At 38.4% G+C, this 12893-nt stretch carries 8 protein-coding genes, 1 other RNA gene and 1 other annotated feature; of the genes, 8 read left to right on the top strand and 1 reads right to left on the bottom strand.

The features are described 5' to 3' along the window. The first annotated feature begins 38 nt into the window (after window positions 1-38). The 4 genes from recJ (at window position 39) to dtd (ending at window position 5731) form a co-directional block, all read left to right on the top strand. A complete protein-coding gene (gene recJ / locus QI30_RS13260; RefSeq protein WP_126991099.1) occupies window positions 39-2381 on the top strand; it encodes a single-stranded-DNA-specific exonuclease RecJ in 2343 nt (780 codons plus the stop codon). Further along, on the top strand, window positions 2381-2899 hold the full coding sequence (locus tag QI30_RS13265) for an adenine phosphoribosyltransferase (protein ID WP_126991100.1): 519 nt from the start codon (window positions 2381-2383) through the stop codon (window positions 2897-2899). The genes recJ and QI30_RS13265 overlap by 1 nt, the downstream gene beginning before the upstream one ends. Before the next feature lie 177 nt (window positions 2900-3076). After that, a complete protein-coding gene (locus QI30_RS13270) occupies window positions 3077-5269 on the top strand; it encodes a RelA/SpoT family protein (RefSeq protein ID WP_126991101.1) in 2193 nt (730 codons plus the stop codon). Window positions 5270-5284: 15 nt separating this feature from the next. Continuing rightward, window positions 5285-5731 (top strand): D-aminoacyl-tRNA deacylase, encoded by a 447-nt coding sequence (gene dtd / locus QI30_RS13275; protein ID WP_126991102.1) that lies wholly within the window; start codon window positions 5285-5287, stop codon window positions 5729-5731. 84 nt (window positions 5732-5815) lie between these two features. On the opposite strand, the gene QI30_RS13280 is transcribed toward dtd, so the two are convergent. Next, on the bottom strand, window positions 5816-7192 hold the full coding sequence (locus QI30_RS13280; RefSeq protein ID WP_126991103.1) for an N-acetylmuramoyl-L-alanine amidase: 1377 nt from the start codon (window positions 7190-7192) through the stop codon (window positions 5816-5818). Between the two features lie 165 nt (window positions 7193-7357). After that, window positions 7358-7602, top strand: a binding site (T-box leader). Window positions 7603-7685: 83 nt separating this feature from the next. Here QI30_RS13280 and hisS point away from each other — a divergent pair. The 4 genes from hisS to QI30_RS13300 all read left to right on the top strand — a co-directional run bounded on the left by hisS (window position 7686) and on the right by QI30_RS13300 (window position 12893). Continuing rightward, on the top strand, window positions 7686-8951 hold the full coding sequence (gene hisS / locus QI30_RS13285; protein WP_126991104.1) for a histidine--tRNA ligase: 1266 nt from the start codon (window positions 7686-7688) through the stop codon (window positions 8949-8951). Window positions 8952-8967: 16 nt separating this feature from the next. Next, the gene (gene aspS, locus QI30_RS13290) at window positions 8968-10755 is read left to right on the top strand and encodes an aspartate--tRNA ligase (protein ID WP_126991105.1); all 1788 of its coding nucleotides are present in this window, start codon (window positions 8968-8970) and stop codon (window positions 10753-10755) included. Between the two features lie 140 nt (window positions 10756-10895). Next, window positions 10896-11081: non-coding RNA, 6S RNA (gene ssrS / locus QI30_RS13295), on the top strand. 105 nt (window positions 11082-11186) lie between these two features. After that, a complete protein-coding gene (locus QI30_RS13300; protein ID WP_126991106.1) occupies window positions 11187-12893 on the top strand; it encodes a hypothetical protein in 1707 nt (568 codons plus the stop codon).

Raw genomic sequence — 12893 nt, forward strand, 5'->3', positions numbered from 1 at the left:
TTTGTCGTTATAATGAAAGATAGTGAGGAAGTGAGCATATGGGAACTATGGAGAAAAAATGGCGTATTCATACGCCCGATGAGCAAGCAGTGGAAGCCGTTGCACAAGGGACGGGTTTATCTGCACTTGCAGCGAAAATTTTAGTGACACGCGGGTATACAACTGCAGATGAGGCACTTGATTTCTTGCGTACAGATGAGGAAGTTATTCATGATCCGTATTTATTGCATGATTTAGAGGGAGCGGTTGCGCGGATTCAACGTGCCATTGAGCAACAGGAAAATATTGTGGTCTACGGTGATTATGATGCGGATGGTATTACAAGCTCAACGGTTATGAAGACAGCGCTACAACAGCTTGGTGCCATTGTCGAGCATGTTATTCCAAACCGCTTTGAGCACGGCTATGGACCTAATGAAGCGCTATTCCGTGAAATTGCAGAAGCAGGCGCCAACTTATTGATTACAGTCGATAATGGCATTGCAGGAAATGGTCCAATTGATGTTATCAAGTCACTTGGTGTAGATGTAATTGTTACAGATCACCATGAGCCAGGAAAAGAATTACCGAATGCAGACTTTATTATTCACCCACGTCACCCAGAGGGGAATTATCCATTTGGTGAGTTGGCCGGTGTTGGGGTAGCGTTTAAAGTAGCTCAAGCACTATTAGGTCGCGTACCCGAGGAATTAATAGATGTCGTTGCGATTGGGACAGTAGCTGATTTAGTTCCGTTAGTAGATGAAAATCGTTATTTCGTTATCAAAGGATTAGAACGTATGCGTCATCATGCGCGACCGGCAATCCAAGCATTAGCAACTGTTGCGGGGACAGAGTTAAGTGATATTGATGAGCAAACGATCGGCTTTGGCTTTGGTCCTCGTTTAAATGCACTAGGACGCTTAGGAGATGCCGCACCTGGTGTTGACTTCTTAATGATGGAGCAACAAACAGAGGCCATGCATATGGCGAATTATTTAAATGAACGTAATAAAGAGCGTCAAGATTTAGTTGCAGCCATTACAGAGGAAGCCATTGATATGGTTGAAACTATTCCGGAAGTAGGAAATTCTCGTGTGTTAGTCGTTGCAGGTGAGGGGTGGAATGCGGGTGTTGTCGGAATAGTCGCATCACGTCTGGTAGAAAAATACTATCGTCCAACAATCGTCCTGGCGACAGATAGCGAAAAAGGCATTGCAAAAGGCTCGGCACGTAGTATTGAAGGCTTTAATATGTATGTGGAACTTGATAAAAATCGTGATATTTTACCGGCATTTGGTGGACACCCAATGGCCGCAGGTATGACGTTACAACAAGCGGATGTGGATGAGCTACGCAGTCGTCTACATACACAAGCACTTGATTGTTTAAGTGAGGAAGATTTAGTGCCGGTATTAAATATTGATATTCCACTCGATGTGGAAGAAATTGATTTAGACGCACTGGATGATTTGAAAAAACTAGCGCCATTTGGTGTGGAATTTGAAAAACCTTTGTACGGCTTACGAGATCTATCCATTAAATCGATGCGTAAAATTGGTGCCAATGAAGATCATATTAAAATGGAAATCGGGAAAAATGGCCATTATTTAGATGCTGTTGGTTTTCATAAAGGGTATTTAGCCGATGAACTGACACCAGGTATCGATATTTCATTTGCGGGGGATATTCAAATTAATGAGTGGAATGGTCGTCGTAAACCACAATTCATGCTACAAGACGTGCATACCGATGCTTGGCAGCTTTTTGATATTCGTGGCGGACATAAAATTTCACAATGGTTAGCGAAAATTGATGCAGACCAAACAACATTTTTAGCATTTCGTAAAGATACAATTGCTCATTATACGAGTGTTATACCACGGGAAATTAAATATTATGACGAAGAAGATACTGCAGAAGCATACGAGAAATTTATTGTTTTACTCGACTTGCCACAGAATGTTCAACAATTAGAACACGTTATTTCGTTGGAAAAATTGGAAAGAATTTATGCGCATTTCTACGTATCAGACCCACATTTATTCGATGGAATGCCGACACGTGAACAATTTGTCTGGTACTACGCATTTTTACGAAAACGTCGCGAATTCCATTTACACCAAAATTTGAATACATTAGCGAAGCATAAAGGTTGGAGTCGAGCAATGCTAATTTTCATGACACAGGTGTTTTTTGAACTTGAATTTGTTACAATAGAGAATGGACTTGCTAAAATTGTAGATAACCCACCAAAGCGAGACTTAACATCTGCTGCTATTTACAAAGAGCGCACGCAGCAACTCGCGTTAGAAAAGACGCTGTTGTATGCACCATATAAAGATTTAAGACAGTGGTTTGATGAACGAATACATCAAACAGTTTCTGAGGAGGAACAATAATGGATTTAAAACAATACGTATCGATCGTACAAGATTGGCCTAAAGAAGGCATTTCTTTCAAAGATATCACAACAATTATGGACAATGGTAAAGCATACCGATATGCTACTGACCAAATTGTGGAATATGCTAAAAAAGTAGGCGCAGAGCTTATCGTCGGACCTGAAGCGCGTGGCTTCATTACAGGATGTCCTGTAGCATACGCATTAGAAATCGGATTTGCTCCGGTACGTAAACCTGGTAAATTACCTCGTGAAGTCATCTCAGCTGATTACGGCTTAGAATACGGTAAAGACACATTAACAATGCACAAAGATGCTATCAAACCAGGCCAAAAAGTATTAATCGTTGATGATTTACTTGCTACTGGTGGTACAGTTGCTGCAACGATTCAATTAATCGAAGAATTAGGCGGCGAAGTAGTCGGCTGTGCATTCTTAATTGAATTAGAAGAATTACACGGTCGCGATAAAATTGAAGGCTATGATATCTTCACATTAATGCAATACCCATACTAATCATTGAGTGATGAATGAAGCACAAAAGCTGCGCATTGGCGTAGCTTTTGTGTTTTTCTTCAATTAAAAGTTTATTTTACGAATAAATCAATAGTAGTAGCTTTACAAAGGTAGGCATTGTTTTATAAAATGGAACTTATATCTAATCGGAAAAATTATGAATAGGGTGGGCTTAACATGGCGAAGGATCAAGTAATGACATCAGAAGAAGTGTTTGACATACTTTCTTCTTATATGAATGAGGAACACGTCGAGTTTGTGCGACGCGCATATGAGCTAGCAAGAGAGGCGCATAAGGAGCAGTTCCGTAGTTCGGGAGAGCCGTATATTGTGCATCCTGTACAAGTAGCAGGTATTTTGGCAGATTTACAAATGGATCCAGAAACGGTTTCTGCGGGCTTTTTACACGATGTTGTAGAAGACACAGAAGTGACACGTGAAGATTTAGTAGCGCAATTTGGTGAAGAAGTAGCCATGTTAGTTGATGGCGTCACAAAATTAGGGAAAATCAAATATAAATCGAAAAAAGAACAACAAGCAGAAAACCATCGTAAAATGTTTGTTGCGATGGCCCAAGATATTCGTGTTATTTTAATTAAATTAGCAGACCGCTTACATAATATGCGTACGCTAAAACATTTGCCTGTAGAAAAACAACGTCGAATTTCAAAAGAAACACTTGAAATTTTTGCGCCATTAGCACATCGTTTAGGGATTTCAGCAATCAAATGGGAACTCGAAGATACGGCATTACGTTATTTAAACCCACAACAATATTATCGTATTGTTAATTTAATGAAACGTAAGCGTACAGAACGTGAAGCTTATTTGAAAAATGTGATGGACGAAATTCATGGCCAATTGGATGATGTTGAAATTCATGCAGACCTATCGGGACGTCCAAAGCATATTTATAGTATTTATAAAAAAATGCAGTCTCAGCATAAACAATTTAATGAAATCTATGACTTATTAGCGATTCGCGTACTTGTAGATAGCATTAAAGATTGTTATGCCGTATTAGGGATTGTCCATACATTATGGAAACCAATGCCAGGACGTTTTAAAGATTATATTGCCATGCCAAAACAAAATTTATATCAATCGTTACATACGACGGTTATTGGACCTTACGGGGACCCTTTAGAAGTACAAATTCGTACAAAAGATATGCATAATATTGCAGAGTACGGTGTTGCGGCGCATTGGGCGTATAAAGAAGGTAAAAACGCAGCTACTGAAAAATCTGATATTGATAGCAAATTAACGTGGTTCCGTGAGATTTTAGAATTCCAAAATGTATCCAATGATGCTGAGGAATTTATGGAATCATTAAAATTCGATTTATTCTCAGATATGGTTTACGTCTTTTCACCAAAAGGCGACGTACTTGAGCTTCCCGCAGGCTCTGTACCAATTGACTTTGCCTATCGTGTGCACTCTGAGATTGGGAACCGTACCATTGGTGCAAAAGTGAATGGCAAAATGGTGCCGCTTGATACACCACTGCATACAGGCGATATTGTTGAAGTGATTACATCAAAACAATCATTTGGCCCAAGCCGTGATTGGCTGAGCCTAGCACAATCTTCACAAGCAAAACATAAAATTAAGCAATTCTTTAAAAAGCAAGCACGTGAAGATAATGTGAATAAAGGGCGCGAAATGATTGAAAAAGAGATTGAAGAACAAGGCTTTAATCGTGATGAAGTATTAACTACGGAAAACTTCAAGCGTGCTTGTGAAAAATTTAATTACCAATCTGCCGATGATTTAATTGCTGCAGTTGGTTTTAATGGCATGACTGCTTTACAAGTGGTTAATCGATTAGCAGAAAAAATTCGTAAAGAACGTGATTCACAAGAAGCGCTTCAAAAAATTACGAAGGAAATGAATAAACCTGAAGATACAAAACCAACAGAAACCGGTGTTGTTGTTAGAGGGTTAGAAAATCTATTAATTCGTTTATCACGTTGTTGTCGCCCGGTTCCTGGCGATGATATCGTAGGCTTTATTACAAAAGGGCGTGGGGTATCGGTTCACCGTGCAGATTGTCCAAACGTACAAGCTGCATCTGAAAAAGAACGATTAATTGATGTTGAATGGGAATTTGCTGACAATAATACTAAATTATATGCCGTTGATATTGAAGTGACTGGTTTTGATCGTCCGGCTTTAATTACAGATGTTATGCAAGTTGTAAATGAAACAAAAACGCAAATTAGTGCAGTAAATGGCCGTGCAGATCGTGATAAAATTGCGACGGTTCATTTAACATTACAAATTCGTGATATTCAACATTTATATAAAGTGGTAGATCGTATTAAACAAATTCCAGATATATATTCTGTACAACGTGTCAACAACTAAGGGGAGTTAGAACAAGTGAGAGTCGTATTACAACGTAGTCGAGAGGCTTCGGTTACCGTAGAAGGAAAAATTATAGGTCAAATCAACAAAGGGTATGTATTACTTGTAGGTATTACACATGACGATACAAAATCAGATGCCGATTATTTAGCAGCCAAAATTGCTAAAACACGTATTTGGGAAGATGACGAAGGAAAAATGAATTTGTCAATTGCTCAACATGGCGGTGCGATTTTATCTATTTCGCAGTTTACGCTTTACGCTGATACAAAAAAAGGGAACCGTCCTAGTTTTACTGGTGCATCGCGTCCAGAACACGCCGAACCGCTATGGGAGTACTTTAATGAAGCACTTCGTAAAGAAGGCCTAGAAGTCCAAACGGGTATCTTTGGCGCGATGATGGATGTCGAGCTCATAAATGATGGCCCTGTGACGATTATTTTTGATTCACCTACGAAATAATAAACAAAAAGGAGTTGCCTAAATGGTAACTCCTTTTTGTTTACATAAAAAAACACGCTCATACTTGAGCGTGTTTTACGATGATTAATCGCGACCGTAATATTCGATAATACCGTTTGTGATACCTTCTGCTACAACAGCACGATACGCATCTGTATTGATGCGAGATAGTTCGCTAGGGTTTGACACAAATCCTAGTTCTACTAGTGTCGCGAATACTGAATTTTCACGTAGCACCATAACATTTTGATATTTTAAACCACGGTCTTTCATTGTTGGGTATTCTTCTTTAATTGCTTCAGCCATATTTTTATGAATGGTATTAGCAAATTCTTTTGAAGTTGATTGATAATACAATGTTTCAATACCTGCGGCTGATGATGCTGCAGCTGAATTATAGTGTAAGCTAATGAAAGCATTTGCACCTTTTTTAGCTGCTAATTTTGCGCGTAAGCCAAGGTCTGTTGTCTTGTTAGAAGAAAGAGCGCCTGTGCCTTCGCGTGTCATATAAACTGTACCGCCAACAGATTCGATTTGTGCTTTTAATGCTTTAGCTGATGCTAATGTAAGTGTTGATTCACTAACATATTTACCAGATAAATCTTTACCGCCTGCACCAGGATCACCACCGCCGTGACCAGCGTCAACAACGACTTTGATACCAGCTAATGAACCGTTTACTGGTTTTGAAACTTGGTCCGGTTTTTCAGTTGTTACAGTTGTGTCAGATGTTTTTAAAGAAATCCAACCTTTTTGTGAATCGCTATATTGGATTTCAGCCCAATTTGAATCCGAAACGCGTAAAATGCGTGCTGAGTAATTTGTAGAAACTGTACCTAATTTTGGAGCCACTGTTGAAGGTAGGCTACGTACATTCATGTCATCATGAACAAGTACATATTTAATTTGAGATGGGGCGCTCGCAGCGAAGGAAATGTTCGTTGTTGATTTGAAACCATAGCGCTCATCTGCATTAATCCAACCTGTTTTACCACCATAAGTTACTTGAATCCAACCATTTTTAGCTGTTTTTTTGATTGTTACTTTAGCGCCGTAAGGAATTGTAACGCCAACTTTTTTACTTGAAACCGTATAAGAAGCACGCATGTTTAAACCTGTTGGTTCAGTTACATAATAATACGTTTTCTTAGCAGGAGTAGTAGCGGTAACCGTTTTAACTGCTTTTAAGTATTTCGCGTTTACCCAGCCTGTTTTTGAAGCTGTGTATTTTACTTGCCACCAATTTCCTTTAGTTTTTACTTTTGTTACAATTGCGCCTTTTTTAAGTGTTTTAACCTTTGAATATTTCACACCTGGGCCAATTCGTACGTTTAACGAGTCCGTTGTTTTATATGTGGTCGTTGCCGCATGCGAAGTGCCAGGTTTAGAAATCATGACCGTTGAAATGACAAGCATTGCAGCGATCATAAATAGCATGATTTTTGATAATTTTTTATTCATGATCGTCCTCCCTTTCTTATATAGTATAAAATTTTCCCATCAAAAAGCTAGTATATTTCAAAAATGTTACAACTTTGACATGAACGAAATATCATGTAACATTTCAGAAAAAGTTGACATCTCCCTTATTTCTTATTATGATATGAAGTAATCTGACATTATTAACAAATACCTATGACCGAGCAAGTAGCTAATTTCAAGACATTTTCCAGAGAGAGAAAATCATGGCTGAAAGTTTTCTTATGATGTGAATTAGTGAATAACACTCGTGAGGTTTTTCTTCGAAACGCAGCAGGCTTATTAGGGGAAAACGGAATCGGCCGTTATCCGATTAGAGAGGGTTATTACAAAGTAATGACCAACTAGGGTGGAACCGCGGAAGCTGAATTTAATGAGCTGTCGTCCCTTGCATTTATTGCAAGGGACGGCGGCCTTTTTTTATTTTCCGTCCCTTCTCGACACGTAATTCAGTATTTTTGAAAGGAGCATACACATGACGTTTAAAGTACCAAGAGGAACACAGGATATCCTACCAGAGCAATCAGCAAAATGGCAAAAAGTAGAGGAAACTATTCGTCATCTATGCCACACATATCGCTATGAAGAAATTCGTACACCGATGTTTGAATCAACTGAATTATTCCAACGCGGTGTGGGGGATACAACTGACATCGTACAAAAAGAAATGTACACATTTACAGACCGTGGTAATCGTTCATTAACATTACGTCCTGAAGGTACAGCTGGAGCAGTACGTGCTTACGTAGAACATAAACTATATGGTTTACCAGACCAACCAGTGAAACTTTCATATATTGGACCAATGTTCCGTTATGAACGCCAACAAGCAGGTCGCTATCGTCAATTTGTACAATTTGGTGTTGAAGCAATCGGCAGTAAAGATCCAGCAATTGATGCAGAAGTTATCTCACTTGCAATGAATGTATATCGCACAGTTGGCTTAACAGATTTAAAATTAGTGATTAATTCACTAGGCGATAAGGAGGTTCGTGAAGCGCATCGTACCGCGCTGATTAACCACTTTGAACCACATATTCACGAATTTTGTTCAGATTGTCAAAATCGTTTAGAAAAAAATCCATTACGCATTTTAGACTGTAAAGTAGACCGTGAAAATCCATTGATGGAAACGGCACCTTCTTTAACAGATTTCTTAAATGAAGAATCTGCAACATACTTCGAAAAAGTAAAACATTATTTAGATTTACTAGGTATCGAATATGAAGTAGATCCAAACCTTGTACGTGGTCTTGACTACTACAATCACACAGCATTTGAAATCATGAGCACATCTAAAGGATTTGGTTCGATTACAACGCTTTGTGGTGGTGGTCGTTACCATGGTTTAGTGCAAGAAGTCGGTGGTCCAGACATGGCCGGTATTGGTTTTGCGATGAGTATCGAACGTTTATTACTTGCATTAGAAGCAGAAGGTAAAGAATTAGAAACAGATAGTGCGCTAGAAGTATTCATTGTATCGATGGATGACGCCGCTAAAGAAAAAGCAGTAGAGCTTGCAAGCACCTTCCGTGCAAAAGGCATCGCTACTGAAATTGACTACGCGAGTCGTAAAATGAAAGCGCAAATGAAAGCTGCAGACCGTCAAGGTGCAAAATGGGTTCTTGTGTTAGGTGAACAAGAGCTTGCTGACAACGCTGCAGCTGTGAAGAATATGGAAACTGGTACACAAGAAAAAGTGCCATTCCATGATTTAGTGAACTACTTACAAACACATTAATTGGAGGAATTACACAATGGCAACACGTACACATGAGTGTGGAGTTTTACGCGCTGAAAACGTTGGCGAGCGCGTCGTATTAAAAGGTTGGGTACAATATCGTCGTGACTTCGGTGGTTTAATTTTCATCGACTTACGCGACCGTACAGGTTTAACACAAGTTGTTTTCACCCCAGAAAACTCTCAAGCAGCATTAGATTTAGCAGATTCATTCCGTAGTGAATATGTAATCGAAGTTGAAGGGGAAGTGCGTGCACGTACACCAGAAATGGTTAACCCAAACTTAGATACAGGCGCTATCGAAGTGTATGTTGATAACGTAACATTAATCAACAAAGCACAAACACCACCATTCCAAATTGAAGACCGCATTCAAGTAAATGAAGATTTACGTTTAAAATATCGTTACCTAGACTTACGTCGTCCTGTAATGTACAAAACTTTTAAATTACGTTCTGACGTAACAAAAGTAGTACGTAACTTCTTACAAGATGAAGGTTTCTTAGAAGTAGAAACACCAATCTTAACAAAATCAACTCCAGAAGGCGCACGTGACTATTTAGTACCATCACGTGTTCATGATGGTGAATTTTATGCACTGCCACAATCACCACAATTATTCAAACAATTATTAATGGTTTCTGGTTTCGAACGTTACTTCCAAATCGCACGTTGTTTCCGTGATGAAGATTTACGTGCTGACCGTCAACCGGAATTCACACAAATCGATATGGAAATGAGCTTCTTAGACCAAGAACAAATTCTTGATATTAACGAACGCTTAATCCAAAAAGTAATGAAAGAAGTTAAAGGCATCAATGTACCACGTCCATTCCAACGTATGAAATATGACGATGCAATGGCACGTTACGGTTCAGATAAACCAGATGTTCGTTTCGATTTAGAATTAATCGATTTAACAGATGTTGTAGATGGCTGTGGCTTCAAAGTATTTGCTCAAACAGTTGCAGATGGTAAACAAGTTAAAGGTTTAAACATCAAAGGTGCAAATGATAAATATTCTCGTAAAGATTTAGATGAATTAACAAAATTCGTTGGTCGTTACGGTGCTAAAGGTCTTGCATGGATTAAAGTTACTGAAACAGGCGTTGAAGGTTTAACAGGTCCTATCGGTAAATTCTTCCAAGATGACTACGGCGTGAAATTAATGGAACGTATGGGTGCAGAACCTGGCGATACATTAGTATTCGTAGCTGATAAAGCAGCAGTAGTAGCAGACGCTCTAGGCGCTTTACGTAAAAAATTAGGTAAAGATTTAGGTTTAATTGACGAATCTCGCTTTGCATTCCTATGGATTACGGATTGGCCATTACTTGAATATGATGAAGAAGCGGGTCGTTACTCTGCAGCTCACCACCCATTCACTCGTCCATTCGATGAAGATTTAGAATTAATGGATACAGATCCTGGTAAAGTTCGCGCTCAAGCGTACGATATCGTGCTTAACGGTTACGAATTAGGTGGCGGTTCATTACGTATTTATGAAAAAGATCTACAAGAAAAAATGTTCAAAGCACTTGGTTTCACACAAGAACAAGCGCAAGAACAATTTGGTTTCTTAATGGATGCTTTTGAATACGGCGTTCCTCCACATGGTGGTTTAGCATTCGGTCTTGACCGTTTCATCATGTTATTATCTGGTCGCGATAACTTACGTGACACAATTGCGTTCCCTAAAACAGCTTCAGCTAGCTGCTTATTAACAGACGCACCATCAGCTGTAGCCACGGCTCAACTTGATGATTTACACATTCGTGTTAAAACAATGGCTGACGAAGACTAATTGTTGAATGATGAAGGCTCGTACGATTTGCGAAAGCGATGACTACGAGCTTTTTTTATTTCGTAAAATAATAATGTAAGCGTTTTATTAAATAAAAAAGTTGCACAAAATAGAATAAAGTGATAGTATAACTGTAACGACAAATCCTGCGGTGTACGACAGCTGCAATCAGTTTTGACCGAACATATTTATTTTTGAGATTTTGTTCATATACAACTTTTTAGATCATGCCTGTTAGGTGGGACTTTCGAGCAAGTTGTGCGAACAAATAACTGCTTTAAGCGGGCTCAAAACGATGTGAAAACTGACGGCACAATGGGATTTGTTTTTTTGTGTGTAAAAAGGGTATATGAATCGATACAAAGAGATTGTCCATACTTTATGAGGACAATCTCTTTTTTCGGATTGATTTCAAAAGGGAGGTGGAAGGTTTGAAGAAACAACCTATAACACAAAAAAACATTGCCCCGGTAGAATATCACTTCATGACCATCAAACAAAAATTTGTACAACAATTTTTAACGAAATATGAAAATGATTTTGATCAAGTAAAACGCTGGCTATCTCCTATGTTTTTTCAAGAAATGGAGAAAAAACTAGATGAACATACGGCTAGAAGACTTGCGGAAGATAGCTATTTCTTTTTGAGTGGCGTCGTACCATACTGGCCACATTTTATTATGGAACGTATGAAGAAAGAACCACAATCAAAATTAAAAAAACTCATCCATACATGGCACCAACCCATATTTTTCTTTGGTGAAATTATTGATGTAACAGATCGTTATGTAGCCATTGAGCATGCATGGACAAAAGAAATTGTCTACGTGCTTGATTTTTCTGCTATGCCACACCATATTGGAGAAAATACGTTATTATTACTTGTAAAAGGATTAGAAGAAAATATTTATTATTCGCTTAGTATGGGAATTATTTTAACCAAGGCAAGTGATTCTTTATTTGAAGCATGGAACAAACTTTATAAGGTTACAGCGTTACCTTATAAAGATTTCTTTCAGCAGCATATCGATGATTGTTGGCGATTACTCATTTCAGAAACATCGCTAAGTAGTAATACGATGCGTACAGACAAAAAGCAATTGCTAGTCATGCTAGATGCAGCGTTAATTGAATTGGATATTAAAAGTGAGCCTTTATTTTTATTTACACATCGGTATGTGACAACTAAGCACATAAAGGCGCGTAAGAAAGGTGGTTTCATTGCAGGCGTATTACAATTTGGCATGAAGTTTAATTTTATTCCACCTATTTTAACCGTTACACAATTAGCAACGATTTGTGATGTTTCGAAAACGACCGTATATAGTTATGCAGCTCAATTAGAAAACTATTATAAAGAGGAGTTTTCTGAATGGCATTTGTTAGAAGATGAGCAGACTTTATATTGTTCAGGAACAGATGCGACGATTATAGATCGAGAAAAATGGCAATTAGCGCGACTATGTGATGAGCGTAGCATTGAAGACGAGGTCACACGTAAACGATTGCAAAAAGCGAAGAATATTGAATTTATACCGAAGAATGCGCATGATTTAGCACAACATTTTGCTTATTTAGCATATGAGCAAACACATGACCAACAACGATTCGACTTTGCACAAACATCCTTTTCGTACGATAAAAATTGTGTAGATGCTTTGTTATTATTAAGCGATTATAAAGGAAATGAAACATACTTACAGCGTGCACTAGAACTAAGTGAAAAATCTTCTGATATGGAACGTAATAGGGCATACTTTAAAGCTGCGGCAGTTTCTTTTGATATGCGAAATTTTGAAAAATCATTTGATTATTTGAATCAAATGACTACTTGGACAGTTGAACAGCAATATTTACGCCTAGCCGTCCTTAGTGCATTAGGTGAAGATAGAGCTTCTAAACGTTTGCTTGCTACCTTACCAGATAATGCACTAACACGTTGGTTTACTTGGGCATATCATCCAATTGCGGAGAATTATAATATTGCGGTTATGATGAATGCATTCGTAGACAAATATCGTCAACGAGATATTGACCCGTTAGCATATCCAAGGCATTGCTTTTATACAGAGGGGTGCCCAGTACAAGGCAGATTGATTTATTTGTTACTGTATCCGATGCTACAACGAAATTATTAA

It is taken from the genome of Candidatus Kurthia intestinigallinarum (genome assembly GCF_003991225.1).
Taxonomy (GTDB): domain Bacteria; phylum Bacillota; class Bacilli; order Bacillales_A; family Planococcaceae; genus Kurthia; species Kurthia populi.

Coding starts and splice junctions, on each gene's coding strand:
- recJ (WP_126991099.1), top strand. CDS start 39: ATGGGAACTATGGAGAAAAAATGGCGTATTCATACGCCCGATGAGCAA.
- aspS (WP_126991105.1), top strand. CDS start 8,968: ATGGCAACACGTACACATGAGTGTGGAGTTTTACGCGCTGAAAACGTT.
- QI30_RS13265 (WP_126991100.1), top strand. CDS start 2,381: ATGGATTTAAAACAATACGTATCGATCGTACAAGATTGGCCTAAAGAA.
- QI30_RS13280 (WP_126991103.1), bottom strand. CDS start 7,192: ATGAATAAAAAATTATCAAAAATCATGCTATTTATGATCGCTGCAATG.
- hisS (WP_126991104.1), top strand. CDS start 7,686: ATGACGTTTAAAGTACCAAGAGGAACACAGGATATCCTACCAGAGCAA.
- QI30_RS13270 (WP_126991101.1), top strand. CDS start 3,077: ATGGCGAAGGATCAAGTAATGACATCAGAAGAAGTGTTTGACATACTT.